Here is a 25,118-nt window from a genome sequence, read left to right on the forward strand (position 1 = left end):
CTTGCTGCAATCGACGGCATGACGACCAATCACCGCATTGCTTTGATCCCCGGCGACGGCATCGGCGCCGAGGTACTGCCCCCAGCACAGCAGGTGCTCGATGTTCTCGGCCGCCGCCACGGCTTCAGCCTGTCCTACACGTCGTACGACTGGTCGTGCGAGCGGTACCTGCGGGAGGGCGCGATGATGCCCGCCGACGGGATCGACCAGCTGCGCGACAAGGACGCGATCCTGCTGGGCGCCGTCGGCTACCCGGGAGTGCCGGACCATGTCTCGCTGTGGGGGTTGCTGATCCCGATACGGCGCAGCTTCCGCCAGTACGTCAACCTCCGGCCCGTCCGCGTCTTCGCAGGCATCGACAGTCCGGTGCGCGGCGCACAGCCGGGCGAGGTCGATCTCGTCATCGTGCGGGAGAACGCCGAGGGTGAGTACAGCGAGATCGGCGGACGGCTGAACCAGGGCACGCCGGAGGAGCTGGCAGTCCAGGAAGCGGTGTTCACCCGGGCCGGGGTCACCCGTATCGCCGACTACGCGTTCTCGCTCGCCGCCCGCCGCCGAGGGAAGCTCACGTCCGCGACCAAGTCCAACGGCATCATTCACACCATGCCGTTCTGGGACGAGCTGATCGCCGAGCGGGCCGCCGACCACCCCGGCGTCACCTGGGACCAGGAGCACATCGACGCGCTGGCGGCCAAGTTCGTCCTCGACCCCGCCCGCTTCGACGTCGTCGTCGCCTCCAACCTCTTCGGCGACATCCTCAGCGACCTCGCGGCCGCGGTCGCCGGATCCATCGGGATCGCCCCGGCGGCCAACCTCAACCCCGAGGGCGACTTCCCCTCGATGTTCGAGCCGGTACACGGCTCAGCGCCCGACATCGCGGGCCAGGGCATCGCCAACCCGGTGGGCGCGATCTGGTCCGCGGCCATGATGCTCGACCACCTCGGCCATCCAGCCGCGGCCAGAGACATCACGGACGCGATCGCGTCGGCCCTGGCCAAGACCGATACCCGCACGCGTGACCTGGGCGGAACCGCGACCACCGCCGAGTTCACCGACAGGCTGATCGAGCTCCTCTGAGCCGTGTTCTTCCGCGGTGGGCGGCAGGGACGACGCCGCCCACCGGTCGACTACCGCGCGCCCTCTGCCGCTGCTTCTCCCGCGTCCAGAACCAGCACCGCGACGTGCAGGGACGTGCGCTCCAGACCTGACTCCAGGTCGCAGCCGAGGAGCCGCTCGATGGTGTGCAGGCGCTGGTAGTACGCCTGCCGGGACATGCCGGCGCGTTTCGCCGCGACCGACTTGTTCCCGGCCGCCGCCAGATAGGCGCGCAGTGCCGGGAGCAGATCGCCGCTGTTGCGGTCGTCGTGCTCGATGAGGCGGGTCAGCTGCCGTTCGGCGTACCGCTGAAGGCGGGTGTCCTCGCGGAGGACGCCCAGCAACTCCGGCAGCCGGACGTCGGCGGGGACGTAGAACCATCGCTCGGGGGAGGCCGGTGTGATGGCCTCCGCCGTCTGCTCCGCCTCCTGCCACGACCGGGCGATCCCGCCGAGGTCGGTCACCCCGGGGCCGACGGCGACGACTGCCCGCGGCCCGAGCTCCTCCCGGACCAGGCGGCCGATCCGCTCGGCGACCGGCTGCCAGGCGCTCGCCTGTGCCAGAGCCATGAGGACACCGATGCGGCCGGGGGCCGTCTCGCCGACCAGAGCGCGGACACCGGTGTGCGTCAGCGCCTTCGCGATCCGTTCGTCGAGGTGCTCCCCCTCGGTGCCGGCGTACGGGTGGCGGATGACCACGGCGAACAGGCGGTGTCCGAGGGTGGGCAGTCCCAGTGCCTCGGCGCGGGCGCGGGCGTCCGCGGGGGAGCGGAAACGCCGTTCGTACAGGTCCCGCAGCACGGAGCGGTGGGCCCGGCGCTCCCACCAGGCCTGCCCCGCCAGACGTGCCATGGTCAGCGCGATCGCCGCACGCTCCAGCACCAAAACGTGTTCCGGGTCGGGCTCGGCGCTCAGCCGGTCCCCCAGCAGGACCAGCCGCCCCCACGGGCCGTGGTGGTCCTGCACCGGCGCGATCAGCCACCCCTCCGGGCCGCTCGGCGTGATCCTCTCCGGCGTCGGGGCGGCCCGTGATCGCCGCGACCAGGCCGACACCACCGGCTCGTACGGCCTGCCGAGCAGCTCGCACATCAGGATCCGGTGGGTGAGATCTTCCAGCACCACGGGGGCTCCGGTGAGCTCCGCAGTGGTGTGCACCAGTTCCTCGGGGTCCGCGCCCCGCAGCGTCAGGGCCGTGAAGATGTCCTGGATGTCCCGCCCGCGGCGCAGCAGGGCTCCCTGGGCGTCGAGGATGAGCGCGTGCACCGTGTGCGTGACGTCGATGAACCGGACGCCACGGGCCAGCTCGACCAGCGGCACATCACGGGCACGGCACGCCGCCACCAGCTCCTGGGGCACCTTCTGGTAGCGGTAACCGAGCTCCACGATCAGGCCGGCCGCGCCGACGTCCGCGAGCTGGTCGACGTAACCGCGCAGCTCGGAGGAGTTCTCGGGATGCGGCTTGCCGGTCGTCAGTACCAGCTCGCCGCCCTCCAGGAAATCGGCGGGGTTGAGCAGCTCGGTGACATGCACCCAGCGCACCGGGCTGTCCAGCCGGGCCTCGCCTGCCAGCACGCGAGGCATCCCTTCGGCGAGCACGGGCAGGCGCAGTACCTCCCGAAGTGTGGGGAAGTGGCCGGTTGCGTGACGTCTGGGTGGCATAGGTGGTGCTTTCATCCGAGGGGAATGGGGCTCACCTTCGCATCGGCCACTCATCGTGACAAGAGGGGGACCGGCTTTGGCGCCGCCCGGTCGTCCGCAGTGACAGACCGTCTCAAGAAGGCCGCGAGGCGGAACACAGTGTGGGTTGCCCCGCAGCTTCCCCCGGGCGGAGAGTGAACGCCATCCCCAGCAGGACGCGAACCGCGAAGGTCCGCACGGTTTCCGGACAGTGCTGGGGCCCGACTGCCACCCACCACACCATCGAGAGGAGCGACCTCATGCGCGTCCCGAAGCGCGTCGCCGTGATCGGTGCCGGCAGCATGGGCAGCCAGGCCATGTGGCGACTGGCCGCCCGCGGAGCCGAGGTCATCGGCTACGACCGCTACGCACCGGGTCACGACCGCGGCGCGGCCGGGGGCGAGAGCCGTATCTACCGAGCCGCCCACCTCGGCGAGCCGGGCTACATCCCGCTGCTGCGGCTGGCGGACCGGATGTGGGAGCAGCTCCAGGCGGAGACGGGCCTGCCACTGCGACGCCGCAGCGGCAGCCTCGTGATGGGAGAGACCGCCTCACCGTCCATGCGCCTCCTCCTGTCCACCAGCGCCGCCCACAGGCTGGATCACGAGGTCCTGGACCGGGAGGAACTGGCCCGCCGCCACCCCCAGCACCGGCTCCCGGACGGACACACCGCTCTCCTCGACCGGTTGGGCGCCGTCATCAGGCCGGAGGCATCGATCCAAGCCGCCGCCGCCCGTGCCGAGCAACTGGGCGCCCGGCTGCACCGCTACACCACAGTGCGCGAGGTCGTCCCCGCGGCGGGCGGCGGGGTGCGGGTCGTGACCGACCTGGGCACGGACCACGTGGACGCCGCCGTGGTGACCGTGGGTCCCTGGATCAACACCCTGATCCCGGACCTCCCCCGGACCGTCGACGTCCGCCGGGTGGTCTGCTCCTGGCACCTGCCCACCCGCTACGACTGGTTCGCGGGTGGTGCCCCTTCCTTCGTGCGCGCCGCACCCCACGACTGCTTCGGAATCCCGTCGCCCGACGGCATCTCCGTCAAGCTCGGTCTCTCCTTCAAATACCATGCGCCGGTGCCCGAGCCCGATCGGCTCGACCGCACCGTCCGCCCCGAAGAACTCGGTGTCTTCCGCGAGCTCATCGGTGAACTCATGCCCGACCTGAACCCCGACCCCATCAGGATGTCGGCCTACATGGAGGGCTACACGGAGTCCGGAAACCCGCTCGTCGGCCATCTCCCCGGCGAGGACGACATCATCGTCATGGCCGGGTTCTCCGGCAGCGGGTTCAAGTTCTCGCCCGCGATGGGAGAGATCGCCGCCGACCTGGCGCTCGACGGCACCACGCGGCACCCTGTCGACTTCCTGGCTCCGGCAGAAGTCGGCGCCGCCTGATCTTCGGCGGTTGTCGACGTCATCACCCCCCCACTCCTGACGTCTCTGTCGTGAGCATGCCCAAAAAGGGCCGCGCCGGCCCTGACTCGTTCCCCGGCCTCGTTCCCCGACGCAAGAAGTGGAGCACTTCCATGCCCATTCCCTCGTTCCAGTTCCGCCCGAAGTACGTCTCGTTCGACTGCTACGGCACGTTGATCGAGTGGCCGATGACCCCCATCACACGTGAGCTCGTCGGTGACCAGATCCAGGCCGAGCACTGGGACCAGTTCGTCAAGGAGTTCCGCGGCTACCGCTACGACTCGATCCTCGACAAGTACTACCCCTACGAGCAGACGCTGCAGGCCGCCTTCGAGCGGGTCTGCCGCAAGTGGTGCATCGAGGCGGCCCCGGACGCGGGCAAGCGGCTCGCCGACGGCGTGCGCAGCTGGGGCCCGCACGCCGACGTGCCGGAACCCCTGAAGAAGATGGGCGAGAACTACAAGCTGGTGATCCTCTCCAACGCCGACGACTCCTTCCTCGCGGAGAGCGTGCCCCGGCTCGGTGCGGACTTCCACGCGGTCTTCACCGCGGAGCAGGCCGGCTACTACAAGCCCCGCTACGCCGCGTTCGAGTACATGCTCGACCAGCTCGACGCGGCCCCCGAGGACTTCGTCCACGTGTCCTCGCACACCCGCTACGACCTGATGCCGATGCACGACATGGGCTTCCGCAACCTCGTCCTGCTGGACCGCGGCTGCGACCCGGTCACCCACGGCTACGACTACGTGACCGTCAAGTCCCTGGACGAACTCAACCAGATGCTGGGCATCTGACGCGCGACGCGCACCCGCTCACCCGCCCCCCGCCGATCCGCACGTCGTCCCCGCATCACGGATTCCCGTATCCCCATACCCCAGGAGGCACCGCCATGGAAACCAACCGGACAGGCCCCAGAAACGTATTCCGCACCGCAGGCGCCGTGGCCGCCGCTATGCAGGTCAACAGGCACCTGAGCATCCCGATCGTCACCACCGCCCTGGCCCTCGCGCTCGCCGCGTGCGGGGCGACCGGCACGGCACAGAACGCGGAGGCGAAGAGCACGACGCAGGGCGGGGGATCCGGCGCGTCGGCCGAGCACACCGACGACATCTCGGTGGGCGTGACGCCGGACGCGAAGGCGGTGAAGCTGCTGCCCGCGGCGGTGAAGGCCAAGGGCACGCTCTCGGTGGCCATGGACCTGGCCTACCCGCCCACCACGTTCATGGCATCGGACAACAAGACGCCGATCGGGTTCAACCCGGACATGTCGCGGCTGATCGCCGCCAAGCTCGGCCTGAAACTCCAGATCAACAACGTCAAGTTCGACACCATCATCACCGGACTGCAAGCCAACCGGTACGACTTCACCGCCTCCACCATGGGTGCCACCAGCGACCGGCTGAAGGTGCTCGACATGGTGGACTACATCAACTCCGGGACCGGCGTGTCCGTCCCTTACGGCAACCCGCAGAAGCTGAGCACCCACACGCTGTGCGGGCACCGCGTCGCCGTACCCTCCGGCAGCACCGCGGAGCTCCAGTGGCTGCCCCAGCTGTCCGAGCAGGACTGTACGAGCAAGGGCAAGCCGGCCATCAAGTCGGTGACCCTGCCCAGCGTGAACGACGCGCTGACCCAGCTGGTCTCCAAGCGGGTCGACGCGGTGATGTACGACTTCGTCTCGCTCGGGTGGGCGGCCGAACAGCAGCCCAAGACGTTCGACGTCCTCAAGCCCCTGGTGGCCACCAAGCGCGCGACCGTCGCGCTGAAGAAGGACTCGCCGCTGACCCCCGCGGTGCAGGCTGCCATCCAGTCGATCATCGACGACCCCAAGTACACCGAGGCGCTGGGCCGCTGGGGTCTGAAGGACCTCGGGATCAAGACCGCGGCCATGGCCGTCCCGCAGGACTGACATGTCCACGGATCTGATCGGTACGAAGACCAGGAGCCGACCGGTGTCACCACTACTGGCCGAAGAAAAGAAGCGGATCACGCCGAAACGTCCGCGCGACTACGTGGCCTGGGCCGTCGCGATCGCGATCGTCGCCGGTCTGGTGTGGACCGTGGTGACGAACGAGAACTATCGCTGGCCGGTGGTGTTCAGCTACTTCACCACCGAGACCATCCTCAACGGCCTGCTGATCACGCTCCTCCTGACCGTGGCGAGCATGGCTCTGGGAACGCTGCTGGGGCTGGTGCTGGCGGTGATGCGGATGTCGCACCTGCGGCCCGTCTCCGGGCTGGCCCAGCTCTACATCGCCTTCTTCCGCGGCACCCCGGTGCTGGTGCAGCTGATCTTCTGGTTCAACATCGCGGCGCTGTACCCGAACATCTCCATCGGTGTCCCGTTCACCGACATCTCCACGCCGGTGAACGTGAACGCGATCATGACGCCGATGACCGCGGCCGTGGTGGGGCTGACGCTGAACCAGGCCGCGTACATGTCGGAGATCATCCGCGGCGGGTTCGCCTCGGTTCCCCGGGGACAGCACGAGGCGGCGGAGTCCTTGGGCATGTCGGGGTTCACCAAGCTCCGGCGTGTGATCATCCCGCAGACCATGCCGGCGGTCATCCCGGCCACCGGTAACCAGGTGATCGGCATGCTCAAGGAGACCTCGCTGGTGAGCGTGCTCGGCGTCGCCGACCTGCTGAACAGCGCACAGTCGATCTACGCCCGCAACTACCAGACGATCCCGCTGCTGATCGTGGCCAGCCTCTGGTACCTGATCATGACGCTGGCGCTGAGCGTGCCGCAGTCCATGATCGAGCGCCGTTTCTCCCGCTCGACCAGGACGCGGCTGACCCCGGCCGCCACGCCGGCCGGGCCGGGGGCGGGCCAGCCCGTTCCCACCACGAGGGAGTCCCTGCTGTGAACGCCGACGGAACGATCGTCGCACGCAAGCTGTGCAAGAGCTTCGGACGTCACCAGGTTCTGCGTGACATCGACCTGACCGTCGCGGCCGGGGAGATCTCCTGCATCATCGGGCCCAGCGGATCCGGCAAATCCACCCTGCTGCGGTGTATCAACGGTCTGGAGCCCGTCGACCGCGGAGTCCTCAAGGTCAACGGAGAGGACTTCGGCTACGTCGAGAAGGACGACGCCTACCACGCCGTCCGCCCGAAACGGCTGGCCGAGCAACGCGCCCGCATCGGCATGGTGTTCCAGCAGTTCAACCTGTTCCCCAACATGACCGCCGAAAGCAATGTCATGTCCGGACCGGTGCTGGTGCAGAAGAAGGACCGCGCCACCTGCCGGGAGCAGGCACAAGAGCTGCTGGCCAAGGTCGGCCTCAAGGGCTGCGGCCACAAGTACCCCGCCCAGCTTTCCGGCGGCCAGCAGCAGCGCGTGGCCATCGCCCGCGCGCTGGCGATGGAACCCACCATCATGCTGTTCGACGAACCCACCAGCGCGTTGGACCCCGAGCGCGTGGGTGAGGTACTCGCCGTCATGCGCGACCTCGCCGGCAACGGAATGACCATGCTGCTCGTCACCCACGAGATGGGCTTCGCCCGCGAGGTCGCCGACGAAGTGCTCTTCATGGACGAAGGCATCGCCGTCGAACGCGGCGATGCCCGCGAAGTCCTGGGCAACCCCCGTGAGAAACGAACCCAGGCCTTCCTCGAAAGAGTGCTGTAGGCAGTGACACGGACAGGTGGCAGCGGCTCCGGCAGCGAGGCTGCAGGAGCAGCTGACCGACCGCGGTGAACGTGACACCCGCGCCCTGCCGGTCCCTGGTCTCCGACGCCCGCCGTCTCGACGTGGCCCCGACTGTCACAGCCGTCGCCGCGGTCCTCATCGCCCTGGCGTCCCCGCCCTCGCACCCGACATCGCCGTCGGCCGGGCACCTGGTGCTGCCCGGCCGCGCCTCCTTCGAAACTCCCCGCTAAGGACCCGACATGAAGACGATTCCCTACTGGATAGAAACCGCCGGGGCGTTTCCCGACCGATCCGGCAAGCCGGTGACCGAGGACACCGACGTGGTGGTCGTCGGCGCCGGCCTGACGGGTCTGTCCACCGCCCTGCACTCCGCCCGCAAGGGCGCCCGCGTCACCCTCGTCGAGAAGGGCCAGATCGGCTCCGGTGCCTCCGCCCGCAACGGCGGCATGGCGAACCTGGGCTTCACCATCGGCGTGAGCCAGGCCATCCGCCGGTACGGACTCGAACGGGCCCGCGAGATCTACAACTCCTACGGCGAGGCCGTGGACACCGTCGAGCGGCTCGTGAACGAGGAGTCCATCGACTGCCAGTTCCGCCGCGTAGGACGCCTGGGTGTCGCGTCCCGCCCCGCCCACTTCGAGAGCAAGAAGGCCCAACAGCGCCTCCTGGCCAAGCACTTCGGACACGAGACCACTCTGATCGGCAAGGCCGAGCTGCGTTCCGAGATCGGATCCGACGCCTACCACGGCGGCCTGCTCGACCCGTTCAGCGCGGCCCTGCACGTCGGCCGCTTCGTGCGCGGTATGGCCGAGGCGTGCGAGCGCACCGGTGTCGAGATCCACGAGCGCAACGCGGCCATCGGCGTGCGGCGTACCGCCGCCGGCCGGTTCGAGGTCAGCACCGAGCGCGGTGTCATCCGTGCCGGGCAGGTCATGATGGCCACCGACGCCTACACCGACAAGAACTTCCCCTGGCTGCGCCGGCAGCAGGTCTGCGTGGGCAGCTTCATCATCGTCACCGAGCCGCTCGGCGAGCAGCTGGCCCGGGACATCATCCCCAAGGCCCGCCTCATCGTCGACTCCAACAAGGTCTGCCACTACTTCCGGCTCACCCCGGACAACCGGCTGCTGTTCGGCGGCCGTGCCCGTTTCGCCCCGTCCGACCCCACCTCGGACAAGAAGAGCGGGGCCGTTCTGTTCCGTGAGATGTGCGAGATCTTCCCGCAGCTCTCCCGCACCAGGATCGAGTACGTGTGGGGCGGCTCCGTCGGCTTCGCCATGGACCGCATCGTGCACGCCGGGCAGACCGAGGACGGCGTCTACTACTCCCTGGGATACGCCGGTCACGGCGTGCAGATGGCCACCCACATGGGGCAGGTCATGGCCGAGGTGATGGACGGCCACCCCGAGGTCAGCCCCGTCCGCGACATCGCCCCGCCCCGCATCCCCCTCTACAACGGCACTGCCTGGTTCCTGCCCTTCGCGGGCGCCTACTACAAGACGCTCGACCGCATCCGCTGACCGGTCGGCAGCTCTACACCTACAAGGAGGTACCCACGATGACTGTCGTCCGTGATGTTCCCAAGCAGCTGTTCATCGGCGGCGATTGGCAGGACGCGGAGTCCGGCCGGACCCTGTCCGTCGACAACCCGGCCACCGGGGAGGAACTGTGCCAGGTCGCCGACGCGTCACCCGCCGACGGTCGGCGTGCCCTCGAGGCGGCGGTCGCCGCGCAGGCCGCCTGGGCCGCCACCCCGCCGCGCGTGCGCAGCGAGATCCTGCGCCGCGCCTACGACATCATCATCGCGCGCACCGAGGACCTCGCGCTGCTGATGACCCTGGAGATGGGCAAGCCCCTGGCCGAGGCGCGTGCCGAGGTCGCCTACGGCGCGGAGTTCTTCCGCTGGTTCTCCGAGGAAGCCGTCCGTATCGACGGCGGCATGATGACCGCCCCGGACGGCAGGAACCGGCTGCTGGTCGCCCGTCAGCCCGTCGGCCCCTGCCTGCTCATCACCCCCTGGAACTTCCCCCTGGCGATGGGCACCCGCAAGATCGGCCCCGCCATCGCCGCCGGCTGCACCATCGTCCTCAAACCCGCCCCCCAGACCCCCCTGACCAGCCTCGCCCTGGCGGAGATCCTCACCGAAGCGGGCCTGCCGGCCGGGGTGCTGAACATCGTCACCACCACCGACGCCGCCGGCGTCGTCGAACCCCTCCTTCGCGGCGGGAAGATCCGCAAGCTCTCCTTCACCGGCTCCACCCAGGTCGGGCGGATCCTGCTGGCCCAGTGCGCCGACACTGTCATCCGCACCTCCATGGAACTGGGCGGCAACGCACCGCTCATCGTCTTCGAGGACGCCGACCTCGACACCGCCGTCGAGGGCACCATGGTCGCCAAGATGCGCAACATGGGCGAGTCCTGCTGTGCGGCCAACCGCATCTTCGTCCACACCTCCGTCGCCGACGAGTTCGCCCAGCGCCTCACCGCGCGTATGGCCGCCCTCACCGTCGGGCCCGGCACCGAACCCGGCATCGACGTCGGCCCCCTCATCGACCTCGCCGGCCGCAGCAAAGCGCACGACCTGGTGCAGGACGCGGTCAAGCGCGGTGCCACCGTCCTGACCGGTGGTGAACTCCCCGAAGGGCCGGGCTGCTTCTACCCGCCCACCGTCCTCACCGGCATCGCCCCCGACGCCGCGATCATCGACTCCGAGATCTTCGGCCCCGTCGCCGCGATCCGCACCTTCGAGACCGAGGACGAGGTCGTCGCCGTCGCCAACGACACCGAATTCGGTCTGGCCGCCTACCTGTTCACCCAGAACCTCGACCGTGCCCTGCGGGTCGCCGAACGTCTCGAAAGCGGCATGATCGGCATCAACACCGGACTGGTCTCCAACCCCGCCGCGCCTTTCGGCGGCGTCAAGCAGTCCGGCCTCGGCCGCGAAGGCGGACTCGTCGGCATCGACGAGTTCCTGGAGTACAAGTACATGGCCGTCCCCGTCGGAGCCTGACATGCGCGAGCGACTCGTCGTCCTCTACCGCGGCAACCGGCCCCCCGCCACCGCCCGCATCGAAGGCCTCGCCGACACCGTCTACGCCACGGAGGAGGAACTGCCCTACCTCCTCCCCGGCGCGGACGTCCTCCTGGCCTGGGTGACCATCACCCCGGCCATCCGGGAGGCATGGCCCGATGATCCGCAGAAGGCGCCCCGCTGGGTCCACGCGTCGTCCGCAGGCGTGGACTCCTTGCTGTTCCCCGCCCTGGTGGACGATCCGCAGGTTGTCCTGACCAACGCCCGCGGGGTCTACGAGCAGCCGACGGCCGAGTACGTCCTGGGCCTGATCCTCGCCCTCGCCAAGGACTTCCCCGGCACGTGGGAGCACCAGCGGCGCCGCGAGTGGCGTCCGCGCCCCAGTGACGGCATCACCGGACGCACCGCGCTGGTCTGGGGGACGGGGCCGATCGGCCGGGCCATCGCCCGCCTGCTGCGCGCCGTCGGGATGCGGGTGAGCGGTGCGGGCCGCGAGTCCCGCTCGGACGATCCCGACTTCGGCACTGTGCACGGTGCGACGACCCTGCGCTCCGCCCTGACAGAAGCGGACTACGTCGTCCTGGCCGCGCCCCTCACCCAGGGCACCCGGGGCATGGTCGACGCCCCCGTGCTCGCCGCCATGAAGCCGGGGGCGCGGCTGATCAACGTGGGCCGGGGCGGACTCGTCGACGAGGAGGCGCTGGTCGACCACCTCGCCGCCGGACGGCTCGCCGGAGCGGCCCTGGACGTGTTCGCTCAAGAACCGCTGCCTGCCGGATCACCACTGTGGGACATGCCCGGCGTGATCGTCTCCCCGCACACGGCGGGCGAGACCACCAGCGAGCGGGAGGCGCTCATCGAGGTGTTCCTCGACAACTTCGCCCGGCACATCGAGGGCCGGCCGCTGCGCAACGTGGTGGACAAGCGGCGCGGATACGTGGTCGACGACACGCCCCCAGCCTGAAGGCGAGTAGCACGCGCCCCGACCGGTGACGCAAAACCGGTCGGGGCGCGTGCTACTCGCCTTTTCTCTCTCCGACTACCCCGTACCGCTGCGCCGAGCCGGGCCTACGAAACGGTCAGGTAGATCTTGCGCACGGTTTCGATGGTCTTCCAGACACCGACGTAGCCCGGCTTCATGACAAAGCTGTCGCCTGCCTTGTAGACCACCGGCTCGCCGCCTTCCGGTGTGAGTTCGATGACGCCGGAAAGGATGTGGCAGAACTCGAAGAGCTCGCCCTTGATCGAGTGCGTCTCGCCGGGCGTGGCTTCCCAGACGCCCGTTTTGATCGTTTCCCCGCGGGCGGCGTCCTGGGCCCAGGTCTTGTAGGTCGGGTCGCCGGAAATCAGGCGCTCCGGCAGCGGGCCGGACTCCTGGGGCGCGAAGGAGGGGTTGGGATCGATGGTCTTCAGGAGTGACATTTCTTTTCCTCTACTGGATGTGACAACGACGAAATCGGGAGCGGACGCATGAGGCGTCACGGGCCGAGTCCGATCAGACTCATCGCACGTCTCGGAGCAGGGCCTGACGGCTGCCGCCACGGGTTTTGACTCCGACATGAAATGCCGGACGATCGGCATCGAAGGCGACCTGCTGGACGGCGGCCCGCACCAGCGGTGTGGAGCGTACGACTGCCCCGGCCCATCGAGTATTTCTGACGCCGCGCACGGAGCCCACGTGTGATCTGTCCGTCGTGGGCACGATGTTCGGACGTTGTGTCAGGCGAGAGGCCAGAGGGGCATGGCCAGGAGCGGACCGTGTCTTCACGCGTTCTGCCCTCGTCGGCTCCGGTGGTCGTGGAGCCAACGGAGACCTTCGCTCGTGCCGGCGCGGGGTCGGTACTCGCAGCCGATCCACCCGTCGAAGCCCAGCTCGTCGACCACGTCGAACAGGTGGCGGACGTTGAGCTCACCCTGGTCGGGCTCACCCCGGTCGGGCACGCCCGCGATCTGCAGATGACCGACCCGGCCGCTCGGCAGGTCGCGGCGCAGAGTCGCGGTGAGGTCACCCTCGACGATCTGGCAGTGGTAGAGGTCGAGCTGCACCTTGAGATGCGAGGCTCCCACCCCCCGCACCACGGCGTGCGCCTCGGCCTGGGTGTTCAGGAAGTACCCGGGCATGTCGCGGCCGTTGATCGGCTCGATCAGGATGTCGACGCCGGCCGTGGCGGCCCGCTCCGTGGCCCAGGCCAGGTTGGTCAGGTAGGTGTCACGATGCTCGGCCCGCTCGACCGGTGACGCGTCCGGCCGGACCAGCCCGGCCATCAGGTGCACCCGAGGGCAGCCCAGCGCCGCCGCGTACTCCAGCGCCTGGTCCACCCCGGAACGCAGCTCCGCCTCACGTCCGGGCAGCGCCGCCATCCCGCGCTCTCCGGACTCCCACGCCCCGGGAGGGGCGTTGAAGAGCACCTGCTTCAGGCCGTGGTCGTCGAGCCGGCGGCGCAGCTCGGCGGCGTCGTACGCGTAAGGGAAGAGGTACTCCACGGCCTCGAAGCCGTCAGCCGAGGCCGCGGCGAAGCGGTCGAGGAAATCGTGCTCCGTGTACATCATGGACAGGTTCGCTGCGAACCTCGGCATGCTGGCTCCTGTGTTCTGGCCGGGGACGGCCAAGGGCAGTGGTCTGGTGGAGGTCGCCCGGTCCGCCGCGACGGCATTGTGCGGCTCCTCGGCGTCCCTGCCCTTCCATGGTCTCGAAGGCTCTGGCTGTGGCACGGACAGGTTCAGCCGGCCTGCCCGTTCAGCACACGCACCGCGTCTTCCGCTCCGCTGCGTGGGCTGGAGAGCACGGGCTTGCCGACGGCTTCGGCGATCGCGGGAGCCAGCCGCGCCATGGACGCCTGGGCCAGCACGATCACGTCGACCTCGGTGGCCAGCGCCCGTGCCCCGTCCAGCACCATCGCGTCGTGGCGGTCGCGGTCACCGGACGTCAGCACCGAGAAGGCGCCCTCGCAGAGCCGTTCTCGGACGGTGATGTCGCGACCGGCCGCCCGGGCCTTCTCCTCGACGAGGGCACGGGTCGGCGGCAGCGTCGTGGGGACCGTGGCCAGGACGCCGATGGCGTCAGCGGTCTCGACCGCTGACGCGGTCATCGCGTCGTCGATCTTGACGATCGGGACGGAGACCAGGCGTCGGGCCACGTCGATGGCCGGACCGACCGAGGAGCAGGCGGAGAAGATGACATCGGCCCCCGCGGCCTCCGCGGCCTGGGCCAGGTGCACCATGCGCTGCGTGCTGGAAGGCGAGACCCCGCCGTCGCGCACCACGGCGGCGAGCACGTCGCTGTCGACGAAGTGCAGGACGTGGGCGTCCGGCGTGAGTTCCGCGAGGTGTTCGTTGATGACCGAATCGGGGTTGATGAACAGCAGGCTGGTGTGCAGCACGGCGATCGAGGCAGTGGTGGACATGGTGTCTCCAACAGGGTGAGGTATCGGGCCGCGTGCCGGTGAAGGCACGAGAGCACGAGACGAAGCGGTGCGGGCCAGGTCAGCGGGGCTGCGTTCAGGTCATGGGTTCACCGGGGACACAATCGAGCCCGCGGGTTTCCCCCTTCGGCGTGGGGGCTCAGGCGGCTGATGACATCCAGGGCGGCGTCCCGGACCGCGTCGCGGCCGGCCGCCCACAGGGCGACGACGTCGGAGCCGGGCAACGCGGACGGGAGGGTCGCGCGGGTGGCCTCCAGATAGGCGCGGCGCAGTTCGGCGTTGACGTTGACCTTGGCGACGCCTCGGGCGAGGGCGCAGTGCAGCTCGCCGACGGGCAGACCGCTGGCGCCGTGCAGGACGAGCGGGACCGGTACGGCCTCGTGGATCGCGGCGAGCCGTGCCAGGTCGAGGCGGACCGGGTGCTCGGTGAAGCCGTGGACGTTGCCGACGGCGACGGCGAGCGCGTCCACGCCCGTCGCGGACACGAATTCGGCCGCCTGCTGCGGGTCGGTCATCGCCGCGGCCCGCGCGACGGCGTCGGTGGAGACGTCCTCGTCACCCGGCAGGGCACCGAGCTCGGCCTCCACCCAGGCGCCGTGGTCGCGGGCCCGGCGGACCGCCTCCTTCGTCAGCGCGATGTTCTCGGCGAACGGCAGGTGAGAGCCGTCGACCATGACGGAGGTGTAGCCCGCCTCCAGGCAGGCGGAGATCTCGTCCAGGTCCCGGCTGTGGTCGAGGTGCACCCCCAACGAGGCCGTGGAGCGTGCGGCGGCGTCCAGCGCCAGCCGTATCAGGGCCTCGCGGCCGGCGTGCTTGAAGGGACTGGAGCCCGCCTGGATGACGACCGGCCCTCCGGCGGCCTCGGCGGCTGCCGTGACGCCCTGCACCGTCTCCAGGTTGTAGGCGACGAACCCGGGCAGGGCGTGACCGGCGGCCGCCGCCTCCTTCAGGGCATCGGTTCCGTGCAGCAGCATCAGGCACTCCTGAGCAGGTCGAGGGCGTCGGCGAGGGCGTCGGGGCCCCCGACGTTCCCGGCGAAGACGATGTAGGGGATGCCGGCGGCGGGGCCGTCCACCGGCTCCCAGAGCGAGACGATGCCCGGCAGCAGGGTGCCCCGGGCCCAGGCACGGCGGATCTCGAGGCCGTGGGTGGCGGTGTCGCTGGAGGTGATCCCGCCCTTGGCGAGGACGAAAGCGGGCCGCCGCGAGGCGTTGACCTGGCGCACGACCTGAACGAGCGCGGCGGAGACCCGGCGGGAGATCGCGAGACTGTCCTCCGCGTCGGCACCGGTCACCAGCACGCGCGAGGTACGGATCACGGCGTCCGCCGAGTCCAGCGCGCCGGCGGCCGCGGCCGCGACCTCTGCGATGTGGGCTTCACGCCGCTCCTCGTCGAGTAGCAGGGCCACGTCCAGCTCGTACTCGGCGATCCCGCCTCGCTCTCGCAGCCGGTCCAACTGCCGTGTCGTCAGCGCGACATGAGAACCCACGACGATGAGACCGTGCGGCGCGTCCCCGCGCAGCGGGCGCAGTTCGGTCGGGGTGAGCGGTGCCCGCCCGGCCTGTCCTGCGCGGGCCCTGACGAAGGACGGCCCGACCCGGTACACCAGCCGCGTGCCGTTCTCCTCCGCCTCCGCGAGTGCCAGGGCCAGCACCCGCAGATCGTCGTCGCACACCGCGTCGACGACGGCCGTACGTCCGCCGCGCAGCGAGGACAGCAGCCGCGCCGTGTGCGCCGGGCCGCCGCCGCGCAGGTCGTCGAGGGTGACGCGCAGAACCTCGTCCGCGGGGACGCGTCCGCCCGTCTTCTCCTCGACCCACTCGGGCAGCGAGGAACTGCGGTAGCCGAAGGTGGCGTCGCGGGCGAACTCGCTCATCCCGACCGGGAGCAGTCCGTCGGCGGTCCGCATCCAGTGGTGGGAGCGGGCGGTCAGCCGGCCCGCCTCGATGTAGGCGGGGACCACCACGACGCCGTCCGGAGCACCTGCGCCCAGCTCCGTCAGCTCCTCTGCGAGGACATCGGTCTCCAGCGGGAAGTGACCGCGAAGCGTGGAGTCCCCGCGGCTGGCCAGGACGTAGCCGGTGCCCTCGGCCGCCGACGCCGCGTGCAGGGCGCGGACGACCTCGCGGTTGCGGGCGGCCGCGTCCTCGGGGGACAGGCTGCGGGTGTTGGTGAGGACGAAGAAGACGGCGCTGTCCTGGCGCAGCGCCCAGCGCAGGTCGTCCACCGTCCAGGACGTCAGGACGGGCACGTCGGCGACCGTCTGGGTGCCGGTCGGATCGTCGTCGAGGACGACGAGACGGGGGCCGCCGGATATGCGGGCGGCCACTTCCGCGGCGCTCACGGCGTGGACTGGAGGCAGCTCTCCCAGCACCGCTGCCTCGGGGACGGGACCGGTCTGGGCATGAAGGGGTAGGGGCATGGCGAATTCCTGGTCTGTTACGAGTGGTTGAGGGAACGTCAGTCGAGGTCGCGCCTGATCACGTCACACCAGGGCTTGACGAGTCCCGCGACGGTCTCGGGACGGAGCAGCTGGGCGAGGGTGCCGGCGGGGAGGAGGCCCTTGTCCCGTACGAGTTCGGCGACTCCGCGTCCAGTGGCGAGGGCCTCCTTGGCGATGCCGGTGGCCGCCTCGTGGCCGATGTACGGGTTGAGGACGGTGACCAAGCCGATGCCCCGCGGGCCCGATGCCGTCACCGAGGATGAGGGCGCTGCGGTGGTTCTGGGTACGTCATAGGGCCGATTCCAGCAACGGGCCGGGCAGCGCGTCCAAGACGCAATGCCGATGTTCCTTATAGGGGCGCCTTATAAGGCGGCTTCACTGCGGTTCCGTCGCGGTTCCGTCGGCTCTGTCCAGGAAGTGCATCGCCGCCGGGGACACTGGGCCGCGGCGGGCTGATCTGCCGGCGCCCGGCCAGCCCGGAGCGTGATCCGGCGAAACGTGAGGGACGCCGTACGGAGAGCGCTGAGCAGCGGGCAGCAGGCCGCCTCTGTCCCAGACATCGTGCGGGACTGGTGGCGCGACCAGGCCCCGGCCGCCGACGTCACGGTCCGCGATGACATGCGTCGGGACGTCTTCCGCCCGCTTCCTGTCCACCTCGGCGCGCTGGACGAGACCCTGACGTGGTGCGGCGAAGCCCCGCGCGGCCTGCGACGCTTTCGCCCGCCTGCTGTCCCGGACCCTTCCGTTGGCCACAGCGGGCATGGATGCCCGCTCCGCGAGCCGGGCCACCGGCCCGAACTGCCGTCGCTTCCACGGACGTTGGAGAGAGCCGCTATCGCACAGGTCCAGCACACGGAGGCGTAACGGAGGCAGGTGGACTCAGAGCCAGTCTCGCCGCTTGAAGTTGTCTCCCAGGTGGCGTTGACCTGCAGATATGCGGGTGATCAGGTCTCTGACCTGCATTGATCTTTCTTTCGCGTTCTTTCAGACTCGTGTCCGCTTAGGTAGCCGATTCCCCCCCCGCGCTCCCCAGAGCTGCTCGTACTCCCCAGATTCTCCCCAGAGATGGCCCGCGCTGCGGCCACTGGCGAGGAGGGAAGCCAGTCGAACTGGGGCGGTCCGTGGGCACGCTGAGTGGTTGCCGCAGGCAGGGCAGAAGCTGCCCATAAGTTCTTCGTCTGCTGGTGGTACGTGTCCGGCAGGATGCTGACCATCGAAGACAGCTCCTATCGAGACCACGAGCGGGCAGCTGGCCCGGGCATGGTCCGGATCTTGATACGTAGCGCGATCCGGGACGTGAGCCCGAGCCCGAGCCGGGCGGGGAGCTGGGGGTCAGGAGACTGTGAAGTCCTTGAACTCCGCGATCCCACTGCTGGTCCAGCAGTTCGCCGCATGAAGACCTCCACGTCCTGGGCGTGGTCGGCGCCGCCCAGCGTGGCCGTGCCGATGGTGGTCCAGGTCGCGTCGTCGGCGCTGGCCTCGCCCGTGTAGGCGCAGCCGGCGCGGGTCAGGCGCAAAAACACTGGTGCGGCGAAGGAACCGGCCAGCCTGATCGACTCGAACATCCGGTCCTGACCGGAGTCCCAGGCCAGTACTGGTTGGACAGCACCTGCCGGGCGGCATCGGCCAGGTCGTAGCAGCACGCCGAGTTGTCGCGCAGTGCGGGCGCCACCTGATGGGACTCGGTCAGGGCCAGGTCGAAGGCGGCGGTGTCGTGGCGGTTCGCCTCCGGTCCCCAGGCCGCCGCCTTGTTCGCGCCCAGGCTCGGACGGGCCCCGAACAGCCCGTCGGGTGCCTTGCTCCAGCCGTCGGCGCGGGTCATGCCGTACGCCGTGTCGCCGATGGTCTTCCCGTGGTTGTTGTCAGCGTGCCTTCGGCATCGCGACGATGCCAGCCGGGGCGCTGTTGTCCTTGTCCCGCCTACTTCGGGTACTGCTCCACCCAGTCCGGGGCGTTGGGTCCCATCGAGGTGTCGGTCACGGTGAGGACTTGTCCGGTCGAGCATGTGCGGAGCCAGATGGCGAGGGCTGCGGCGTGGCCTCGCGTGCGCTCTGCACGCGGTCATCCTGTGGGCCCAATGTCACTGCGGATACATACAGTTGGTCCGCCGACCGCGCCGTGCGGCCGGAGCCCTACCCGAAGGAGCCCCTGAAGTGCGTATAGGAAGACGTGCGGCGGGTGTCGCGCTGGTCTTGGCGACCGCGTCATTAAATCTACTCGGTGCCCCCGGCACGGCAGCGGCACAGTCCCAGGGCGGCATCGTTTTGCCCGTGCGGTCGCACTGGCAGACCCTCGCCGACAGCCGCCACGTATACGTCAGCGCGCCCGGCGACGACGCGGTGCTGGCCACCGACCACGACGGGCAGGTCGTGAAGAAGGTGGAGGGGCTCGACGGGGCGCGTGGCATGGCCGAGTCGGCCGACGGGTCCACCCTGTACGTGGCACTCCCGAACGCTGACGCGATCTCCGTCATCGACACCGCAACCTTGACGGAGAAGCGGCGCATCTCTACCGGGGCCGGCACCGAACCGGAGACGCTCGCCCTCGCTGGCGGCCGGCTGTTCTTCGGCTACCAGGCCACCGTCTTCGACGCCGGCATTGGGTCGGTCGCCATCGCCGAGGCGACCCCGACCGTCAGCCTGGACGACAACCCTGTCTGGTACGGAAAGCCGCGACTCGCCTCGTCGCCGGGCGCGCCCGACCGCCTCGTCGCTGCTGAGAGCCAGGGCGCGCTGGGCATGCGCGTGTACGACGTGGGCTCCGGCACGCTCAAGGAGACCGCCTACAGCGACGCCGTCGCCGATGTCGAGGACGTCGCGGTGACGCCGGACGGCAGCAGTGTGATCACCGCGAACGGCTCCAATTACTACCACCAGCGGTGGCGCCTGTCGGACCTGACGGAGGAGGCGCAGTACGACACCGGCCCCTACCCCAACTCCGTCGCCGTCGACTCCCACGGCACGGTTGCCGCGGGGATTGTGGCGGGAGGGGAGTGGGACGTCTACCTCTACCGCCTGGGAGAGACCGCCGCGTACCGCACGGTCGCGTTGTCGCCGGGGTACGCGGATCTCCTCGACCGAGGCGTGGCCTGGGCGCCCGACGGCAACAGACTGTTCACCACCCGCTTCCCCTACTCGGGCGATGTCGTTCTCGACATCGTCACCGACGTCGCCAAGGCATCCAGCACGATCACTGTGTCCGCCCCGCCGACGAATCCCGTTGGCACGCCGGTCACCGTGACGGGGAAATTGACCTCGCTGCTCCCCTTCCCTAAGCACAGAGCGGTCACGGTGACGCGCGACGGTGTGGAACTGCCGGACGTGAAGGTCCGACGGGACGGCACTTTCAGCTTCAGTGACCTCCCGCCCGACTGGAACACCTACCCCCACTACACGGTCACCTACGCGGGCGACGCCCGGCATGTGCCCGGCACGGCGACCGCCATGGTCGAGTTCGTCGGCTGACCAGGTCGGGCAGTTCGTCCGAGTCCGTCGCAACGGGTGGGGCCAGTGTCTCGGAGGACACTGGCCCCACCCCGCGCCGGCGTACCGGATGTATTGGCCCAACGGAACCGGATCCGCGCCCAAGGCCGGACTCTCCGCCAGCTAGGAACTCGGTATATCGGGATGAATGGATGAACGTCGACCGGGGCGCTGTGCGGGCGACGGAGATGTCGGCGCCTAGCTGGGCGAATCGCCAGTTGGGCGCCCACTCCAAGAGCCCTGGGGCAGCGCTGGGTTCGGAGTGATGAACACCGCGAGGCAGCGGAACTCGCTATTCGGGCCATCCAGTTGGGTGTATGGACGCCAGGTGAGCATGTAGGCGCCCCGCAGCACTCGGGTGTTGTCCGGGAAGGAACCGCCGGCCCACAGCAAGGTGCCGCTCAGTTCCCGGCCGTGGTGGATCCGGAACTCCTCGTCCCTGGTGGGCATCCTGCGTTGCCTGGGGCGCCACAGGGCGGTCTCGTTTGTGATGAGTAGGGCCAGCCCGTTCTGGTCCTCGCGGTCGCAGAAGCGTTCCAGCCTTCCTACGTCCCGCAGGAAGTCCCTACGCGCGACGTCCGGCGCGTTGTGTCCGCGCAAGGCGTACTCCTCGGGAGGCACCCCGGCGGTACCCGACCACTGCCGGGTCACGTACTTGAATTCGATTGCCGTACGGCCCGCAGGCCCCAGGCACAGTAGGTCCAGGTACTCCGAGGCGTCGCTCCCGCGCACCGGGACCTCGAGACGGCACCTGACCTCCGGCGCGACCTCGCCCACGGCGAGGGCGAAACTGTGCTGGAGATCGGCCTCGGAGTGGAACACCGGCCGCCGTGCGCGCAGACACTCCAGGACTTCGTCCAACGCAGCGCCACCCGCGATCATCTCCAGGGTGGCGGGCAGGGGCGGGGGCGGGGGTAGTGGTATCGGCGTGGCCACACGCCATTGAAGACTGTGCAGCCTGCCCTTGTCAGCTGAGAGCCCATCACCGTCGACAGAACGTCGGCCACATCCCTGGAGGCCGAGGCGTTCACAATCCGCCGAACGCATCTTCGCAGGGGGTCGATGGGTGAGGATGCCGTGGGATGGCAGCGATCTCCCAAAACTGGTTGGTCGGCGGAGCCGGGTTGGCTGCCCGGGTAGGGTTCCAGCGGTTCGAGTCCGGCCGCGTGCATGGTTTCTCCGGCCTTGGGCGCGTTCGTGGCGGCGCGTTTCGCCTGGGTCGCCTTCGCTCGGCGGATTCGACAGCGCGGGCCCGCGTTACGGACGGCGTTGAGCGTCGAAAAGCCCCGCGTGCCCGCAGGTCATGCAGCGTGAGGGGCACGTCGCGTTGGTGCGGCGGGGATACGGCACGAGTGGCTCGAATCCGCAGGCCCGCATCTCGGCCGCTGCGGCCTCCGCGTTGATGACGACCGCGGCTCGGGGGCGGGCCGCCGACTCGGGGCGCACAGGGTTCCTCCGCGCTCCGCATTACTCATCGAACATGGCCCAGACCTTGGCCGCCGTGACGCGGGCTGCGGAGCAGGTCTCTGTCCAGCCGCTCGGCATGACGTCGCTCGTCGTCCGGCCCGGCCAGGAACAAGCAGCGGCCGGCTTCGCCGACATGTGGACCGCGATCCAGCACGAGGTCTTCGAGGTGCGCAAGATCCGAGTGACGGTGGACGCGAGCTGCCTGATCAAAGGCAACGGCAGCGGATTCCGAACCGGCCCCACGCCGGTGACCAAGCCGCTCTTCGTCAGGGGCGGGGGCGTCTTCATCCTGCGGGGCACCTTCCTCCCGCCATCCGCACGTGCCACGAGATCTGCATCCAGGACCTCAAGGCCCGCATGGAGTGGACGGAAACCAACGACACCCCCCTGATCAAGGCCGGTACGCTGGGGTGGCCCTGACCCCGAGGAGCGTGCTGCCGGAGGAGGCGAGTGCCGCAGCCACCCGTGGAAGGGTGTTGCTACCACACGTCGAGGGCAGTGCCTGTCTCCTCGGCCAGCGCCTGCAGAAGCCGGTCCTGGAACGCCTCATCGTGTACGGCGGGGTGAGGCTGCTGCCGCTCGCGGTGGTACCAGTAGCCCCCGGTCGTGAGCGCCTGGAGATCTTCGCTGGAGGCCAGCCACTGCTGTGTCTGGTGACCGAGCTGAAGATCGTCGGGTGCGCCGGGTCCCCCCATCTTCGTGGGCACCCAGCCCGGGTCCACGGCGTTGCTCAGCACGTCGGGGTACAGGCGGGCCACTGCGGCTGTGAGCGTGGTGACGAACAGCTTGCTGTCCGCGTATGACCCGGGCTTCGTGCCGCGCCAGTCCACGCCGTCCGCTGAGGGGCGGCCGTCGAAGTGCGAGCCGCTGCTCAGGTACACCAGGCGGCGCGGCCCGCGCACGAGCGCGGTGAGCAGGTACGGGGCGACGATGTTGACCGGCATGACCGCAGGCCCGCTCCAGACACCGGCGTTGTGAACGACCGCGTCGAGCGGCGGGGTGTCGTTCAGTTCGGCGGCAATGTGCCGTACGGCGTCACGGTCGGTGAAGTCGGCTACGACGAGACCCGCTCCGCGGCCGACGAGCAGGTGGAGGGCTCTGGCCCGCTCAGGGGTGCGGGCGTGGACCACGACGTCGTGCCCGGCGGACTGCAGCGCCTCGGCGGTGGCGTATCCGAGGCCGTCCGTGGAACCGGTGATGAGGATCCGGCTCATGCTCGTCCTGTGTGCTTCACGGAGGGGCTCCCTTGCTACCTGGAGTGGCTGTGCTGAACGGCTTTCAGCGTGCCGGGGACTGCCGGGTGGGTGAGGCTAGTGGGTGGCTGCCCAGGATGCGAGCAGGCGCAGGCTGTCTTCGGAAGCGGAGCCGGGTTCGGCGGTGTAGATGGTGAGGGAGTGCGCCGCGGGCAGGGGGCGGACATGGGCAGATCAGGGGCTGGAAGGTGACCTCCAGGTCTCCGGCCTCGGGGTGGCGGAAGCGTTTGACGCCGCCGTGAGGGATACGCACGTTGTGAGCCGCCCACCGGGTGCGGAACTCGGGGCTGAGGGTGGAGAGTGCACCGATGAGCTCGCGCAGGGCCTTGTCGTTGGGGTAACGGCCGGCAGGCGCCGCGCCGCTCTCTCTGCCGCCACCGAGCGCCGAACCGCTCTCCCAGATGCGCTGCAGCGCGCACCAGCGGCAGCGGAGCCTCCGCATCCCAGCCGAGAAGTGCCGGGACATCGGCGCCGCGCCGCGCGGGGACCAGCACGAGGCCGTATCCGGCCAACGCCCGGCCAACGCGTCCTGGTTGGTGGCCATGAGGTGGCAGATCGTGCGCGCTGCTGCGTCCGCCGGGCAGGGCGCGGCGTCCGTGACCGGCGTCGCCGATGCCGGACCCGGCCATGTCTCGAATGGCGGGCCGGATCATGCGGCCACGGCGCGACGCCCTCGGGCACCGGCACCGGCACCGGCACCGGCGTCGGCGTCGGGTTCGTCCACCAGGGCCACCGGCTCTCCGGGGCAGTGCCGCTGCGCCGACCTGATCGGCTGCAGCGTCATGGGTCTTTCTCGTTGCTCCGCGGCGCGGCCGATGAGTTTGTGGCTCCCGGTCGGTCCAAGCTCGTGACACCCCACGAAAGGATTCCCAATGGAGTTGTCAACCCGCGTTGGTGACTCGCTGTGAGCGTGTCAGCCCAGCATGACGGGGGTCTGCGGTGCCGTGAGTTCGAAGGCGCGGCCGTCGCGTATGAGTGCCCACAGGACGTTCAGGCGGCGTCGTGCGAGGGCGATGATTGCCTGCTTGTGGCCCTTGCCCTCGGCTCGTTTGCGCTCGTAGAAGGCTTTGGAGACGGGGCAGGAGCGGGCGGCGACCATGGCGGACATGTAGAAGACCCGCAGCAGGCGTCGGCAGTAGCGGCGTGGGCGGCGCATGTTGCCGCTGATGCGTCCGGAGTCCTTGGGGACCGGGGCCAGGCTAGGCGACGCCGGCGAGGCGGTCAGCGCTGGCGAAGACGCTCAGGTCTCCGCCGGTGTGAGCGATGAACTCGGCGCCCAGGACGGGGCCGAGGCCGGGCATGCTCAGGATGACCTCGGCGTGCGGGTGGTCGCGAAACCGGCCCTCGATCAGGGCGTCGGTCTCGGCGATCTCCTCGTCGAGGGCCATCACCTCCTCGCGAGCCTGGCCACCATGGCGGCGGCCAGCTTCTCCCCGGCGACGGCGGTGTGCTGGGCCTCGGCGGCCTCCACCGCGGTGGCCGCAACGAGCTGATAGTTGCGGACCTTGCGGTTCTTCAGCCAGGTCGCGAGCCGGGTCCTGCCGACGCGCCGGAGGGCGGCCGGGGTCTGGTACTGCGTCAGCAGCACCAGGGCCGCCTTGGACGTCTTGTAGTCGAAGGCGCGTTCCAGGGCGGGGAAGTACTCCAGCATCTGGGCTCGCAGCCGGTTGATGGTCCTGGTGCGGTCGGCGGCCAGGTCCAGGCGGCGCGAGGTGAGGATGCGCAGGTCCACGGCGATGTCGTCGCCTCGGTGCACAGGTTCCAGGTCGCGGCGCATGCGGGCCTGGTCGGCGATGACGAAGGCGTCCTTGGCGTCGCTCTTGCCGTCGCCCCGGTAGGAGCCGGAGGCGTGATGGACGGTGCGGCCGGGGATGTAGAGGACCTGCTGGCCGTTGTCGGTCAGCAGCGCGATCATCAGCGCGGCCCCGCCGGCGTTGAGGTCGATCGCCCAGGTCACCGGGGCGCCGTCGCTCAGCTCCAGCACATCGGCGATCAGCTTCAGCAGCGCGGTCTCGTCGTTGTCCACCCGCCGCGACAGCCGGCGCTTGCCGTCCGCGTCGAGCACCACGCAGTGATGCGCGGCCTTGCCCGCATCCGTACCGGCCCACAGCTCGGGCACGGCCACCTCCGAAGTCGTATCCGTTCACAGCCCAGCAGACGACCTCGCCAGCGTGTCCTT

Annotated in this window: 22 protein-coding genes and 2 pseudogenes; 11 read left to right on the plus strand and 13 right to left on the minus strand. The window is 69.7% G+C overall.

Annotated elements, in window-relative coordinates; translation table 11 throughout:
* Positions 1–18: 18 nt before the first annotated feature.
* A complete protein-coding gene (locus tag L3078_RS36615; RefSeq protein ID WP_239758220.1) occupies positions 19–1,077 on the plus strand; it encodes a tartrate dehydrogenase in 1,059 nt (352 codons plus the stop codon).
* Between the two features lie 50 nt (positions 1,078–1,127).
* Here the strand turns inward: L3078_RS36615 and L3078_RS36620 are convergent, their stop codons facing one another.
* Positions 1,128–2,807 carry a PucR family transcriptional regulator gene (locus L3078_RS36620; protein ID WP_476756139.1) on the minus strand — a complete coding sequence of 560 codons (1,680 nt, stop codon included), beginning with the start codon at positions 2,805–2,807 and terminating at the stop codon, positions 1,128–1,130.
* Positions 2,808–3,031: 224 nt separating this feature from the next.
* On the opposite strand from L3078_RS36620, the gene solA reads away from it, so the two are divergent.
* The 8 genes from solA (at position 3,032) to L3078_RS36660 (ending at position 11,836) form a co-directional block, all read left to right on the plus strand.
* Positions 3,032–4,168 carry an N-methyl-L-tryptophan oxidase gene (solA, locus tag L3078_RS36625; RefSeq protein ID WP_239758221.1) on the plus strand — a complete coding sequence of 379 codons (1,137 nt, stop codon included), beginning with the start codon at positions 3,032–3,034 and terminating at the stop codon, positions 4,166–4,168.
* Positions 4,169–4,299: 131 nt separating this feature from the next.
* Complete coding sequence (locus L3078_RS36630) at positions 4,300–4,980, plus strand: haloacid dehalogenase type II (RefSeq protein WP_239758222.1); 681 nt, start codon at positions 4,300–4,302, stop codon at positions 4,978–4,980.
* A gap of 146 nt (positions 4,981–5,126) precedes the next feature.
* Complete coding sequence (locus tag L3078_RS36635; RefSeq protein WP_239758223.1) at positions 5,127–6,095, plus strand: ABC transporter substrate-binding protein; 969 nt, start codon at positions 5,127–5,129, stop codon at positions 6,093–6,095.
* A 1-nt stretch (position 6,096) separates the two neighbouring features.
* Positions 6,097–7,056, plus strand: coding sequence for an amino acid ABC transporter permease (locus tag L3078_RS36640; RefSeq protein WP_239758225.1), 960 nt, complete (start codon positions 6,097–6,099; stop codon positions 7,054–7,056).
* Positions 7,053–7,820, plus strand: a complete 768-nt coding sequence (locus L3078_RS36645; protein ID WP_275593196.1) for an amino acid ABC transporter ATP-binding protein — start codon at positions 7,053–7,055, stop codon at positions 7,818–7,820. Before L3078_RS36640 ends, L3078_RS36645 begins: the two co-directional genes overlap by 4 nt.
* Positions 7,821–8,080: 260 nt before the next feature.
* Positions 8,081–9,361, plus strand: a complete 1,281-nt coding sequence (locus tag L3078_RS36650; protein ID WP_239758227.1) for an NAD(P)/FAD-dependent oxidoreductase — start codon at positions 8,081–8,083, stop codon at positions 9,359–9,361.
* A 38-nt stretch (positions 9,362–9,399) separates the two neighbouring features.
* Entirely contained in the window at positions 9,400–10,851 is a 1,452-nt protein-coding gene (locus L3078_RS36655; RefSeq protein ID WP_239758229.1) for an NAD-dependent succinate-semialdehyde dehydrogenase, read from the plus strand.
* 1 nt (position 10,852) lies between these two features.
* Positions 10,853–11,836, plus strand: coding sequence for a D-2-hydroxyacid dehydrogenase (locus L3078_RS36660; protein ID WP_239758231.1), 984 nt, complete (start codon positions 10,853–10,855; stop codon positions 11,834–11,836).
* Between the two features lie 104 nt (positions 11,837–11,940).
* Here L3078_RS36660 and L3078_RS36665 read toward each other — a convergent pair whose 3' ends face one another.
* The 7 genes and pseudogenes from L3078_RS36665 to L3078_RS36695 form a co-directional block, all read right to left on the minus strand.
* The gene (locus L3078_RS36665) at positions 11,941–12,294 is read right to left on the minus strand and encodes a cupin domain-containing protein (RefSeq protein WP_215449549.1); all 354 of its coding nucleotides are present in this window, start codon (positions 12,292–12,294) and stop codon (positions 11,941–11,943) included.
* A gap of 342 nt (positions 12,295–12,636) precedes the next feature.
* Positions 12,637–13,449: a 2-oxo-tetronate isomerase gene (otnI, locus tag L3078_RS36670; RefSeq protein WP_239758233.1), complete on the minus strand. Its 813-nt coding sequence runs from the start codon at positions 13,447–13,449 to the stop codon at positions 12,637–12,639.
* Positions 13,450–13,592: 143 nt separating this feature from the next.
* Positions 13,593–14,276, minus strand: coding sequence for an aspartate/glutamate racemase family protein (locus L3078_RS36675; RefSeq protein ID WP_239758235.1), 684 nt, complete (start codon positions 14,274–14,276; stop codon positions 13,593–13,595).
* Positions 14,277–14,383: 107 nt separating this feature from the next.
* Entirely contained in the window at positions 14,384–15,268 is an 885-nt protein-coding gene (locus L3078_RS36680; RefSeq protein ID WP_239758236.1) for a class II fructose-bisphosphate aldolase, read from the minus strand.
* On the minus strand, positions 15,268–16,638 hold the full coding sequence (locus L3078_RS36685; RefSeq protein WP_239758238.1) for a four-carbon acid sugar kinase family protein: 1,371 nt from the start codon (positions 16,636–16,638) through the stop codon (positions 15,268–15,270). Before L3078_RS36685 ends, L3078_RS36680 begins: the two co-directional genes overlap by 1 nt.
* Positions 16,639–16,754: 116 nt before the next feature.
* Positions 16,755–16,973 (minus strand): annotated as a pseudogene (locus L3078_RS36690) (hypothetical protein); the annotation flags it as partial.
* Positions 16,974–18,244: 1,271 nt separating this feature from the next.
* Positions 18,245–18,559, minus strand: a complete 315-nt coding sequence (locus L3078_RS36695) for an alpha-N-acetylglucosaminidase C-terminal domain-containing protein (RefSeq protein ID WP_239758240.1) — start codon at positions 18,557–18,559, stop codon at positions 18,245–18,247.
* A 448-nt stretch (positions 18,560–19,007) separates the two neighbouring features.
* Here L3078_RS36695 and L3078_RS36700 point away from each other — a divergent pair, with 448 nt between their 5' ends.
* A complete protein-coding gene (locus L3078_RS36700) occupies positions 19,008–20,201 on the plus strand; it encodes a hypothetical protein (protein ID WP_239758242.1) in 1,194 nt (397 codons plus the stop codon).
* A 216-nt stretch (positions 20,202–20,417) separates the two neighbouring features.
* Here L3078_RS36700 and L3078_RS36705 read toward each other — a convergent pair whose 3' ends face one another.
* A complete protein-coding gene (locus L3078_RS36705; protein WP_239758244.1) occupies positions 20,418–21,155 on the minus strand; it encodes a hypothetical protein in 738 nt (245 codons plus the stop codon).
* Positions 21,156–21,699: 544 nt separating this feature from the next.
* Here L3078_RS36705 and L3078_RS36710 point away from each other — a divergent pair.
* Positions 21,700–22,077, plus strand: coding sequence for a hypothetical protein (locus tag L3078_RS36710; protein ID WP_239758246.1), 378 nt, complete (start codon positions 21,700–21,702; stop codon positions 22,075–22,077).
* An 88-nt stretch (positions 22,078–22,165) separates the two neighbouring features.
* Here L3078_RS36710 and L3078_RS36715 read toward each other — a convergent pair whose 3' ends face one another.
* From L3078_RS36715 to L3078_RS36725, 4 genes and pseudogenes are all read right to left on the minus strand, one after another.
* Positions 22,166–22,900 carry an SDR family NAD(P)-dependent oxidoreductase gene (locus L3078_RS36715; RefSeq protein ID WP_239758248.1) on the minus strand — a complete coding sequence of 245 codons (735 nt, stop codon included), beginning with the start codon at positions 22,898–22,900 and terminating at the stop codon, positions 22,166–22,168.
* A gap of 64 nt (positions 22,901–22,964) precedes the next feature.
* On the minus strand, positions 22,965–23,483 hold the full coding sequence (locus L3078_RS36720; RefSeq protein ID WP_338059544.1) for an MmyB family transcriptional regulator: 519 nt from the start codon (positions 23,481–23,483) through the stop codon (positions 22,965–22,967).
* A gap of 105 nt (positions 23,484–23,588) precedes the next feature.
* Positions 23,589–23,723 (minus strand): hypothetical protein, encoded by a 135-nt coding sequence (locus tag L3078_RS44685; protein ID WP_275593197.1) that lies wholly within the window; start codon positions 23,721–23,723, stop codon positions 23,589–23,591.
* Positions 23,724–23,852: 129 nt separating this feature from the next.
* A pseudogene (locus L3078_RS36725) lies at positions 23,853–25,064 on the minus strand (IS110 family RNA-guided transposase).
* Between the last annotated feature and the right edge of the window lie 54 nt (positions 25,065–25,118).

Source organism: Streptomyces deccanensis (genome assembly GCF_022385335.1).
Lineage (GTDB): Bacteria > Actinomycetota > Actinomycetes > Streptomycetales > Streptomycetaceae > Streptomyces > Streptomyces deccanensis.

Bases quoted from the DNA above. Each gene is read 5' to 3' on its own strand.
- L3078_RS36615 (WP_239758220.1), top strand. From the start codon at position 19: ATGACGACCAATCACCGCATTGCTTTGATCCCCGGCGACGGCATCGGC.
- L3078_RS36620 (WP_476756139.1), bottom strand. From the start codon at position 2,807: ATGAGTGGCCGATGCGAAGGTGAGCCCCATTCCCCTCGGATGAAAGCA.
- solA (WP_239758221.1), top strand. From the start codon at position 3,032: ATGCGCGTCCCGAAGCGCGTCGCCGTGATCGGTGCCGGCAGCATGGGC.
- L3078_RS36630 (WP_239758222.1), top strand. From the start codon at position 4,300: ATGCCCATTCCCTCGTTCCAGTTCCGCCCGAAGTACGTCTCGTTCGAC.
- L3078_RS36640 (WP_239758225.1), top strand. From the start codon at position 6,097: ATGTCCACGGATCTGATCGGTACGAAGACCAGGAGCCGACCGGTGTCA.
- L3078_RS36650 (WP_239758227.1), top strand. From the start codon at position 8,081: ATGAAGACGATTCCCTACTGGATAGAAACCGCCGGGGCGTTTCCCGAC.
- L3078_RS36655 (WP_239758229.1), top strand. From the start codon at position 9,400: ATGACTGTCGTCCGTGATGTTCCCAAGCAGCTGTTCATCGGCGGCGAT.
- L3078_RS36660 (WP_239758231.1), top strand. From the start codon at position 10,853: ATGCGCGAGCGACTCGTCGTCCTCTACCGCGGCAACCGGCCCCCCGCC.
- L3078_RS36665 (WP_215449549.1), bottom strand. From the start codon at position 12,294: ATGTCACTCCTGAAGACCATCGATCCCAACCCCTCCTTCGCGCCCCAG.
- otnI (WP_239758233.1), bottom strand. From the start codon at position 13,449: ATGCCGAGGTTCGCAGCGAACCTGTCCATGATGTACACGGAGCACGAT.
- L3078_RS36675 (WP_239758235.1), bottom strand. From the start codon at position 14,276: ATGTCCACCACTGCCTCGATCGCCGTGCTGCACACCAGCCTGCTGTTC.
- L3078_RS36680 (WP_239758236.1), bottom strand. From the start codon at position 15,268: ATGCTGCTGCACGGAACCGATGCCCTGAAGGAGGCGGCGGCCGCCGGT.
- L3078_RS36695 (WP_239758240.1), bottom strand. From the start codon at position 18,559: ATGACCCGCGCCGACGGCTGGAGCAAGGCACCCGACGGGCTGTTCGGG.
- L3078_RS36710 (WP_239758246.1), top strand. From the start codon at position 21,700: ATGGCCCAGACCTTGGCCGCCGTGACGCGGGCTGCGGAGCAGGTCTCT.
- L3078_RS36715 (WP_239758248.1), bottom strand. From the start codon at position 22,900: ATGAGCCGGATCCTCATCACCGGTTCCACGGACGGCCTCGGATACGCC.
- L3078_RS36720 (WP_338059544.1), bottom strand. From the start codon at position 23,483: ATGGCCACCAACCAGGACGCGTTGGCCGGGCGTTGGCCGGATACGGCC.
- L3078_RS44685 (WP_275593197.1), bottom strand. From the start codon at position 23,723: ATGACGCTGCAGCCGATCAGGTCGGCGCAGCGGCACTGCCCCGGAGAG.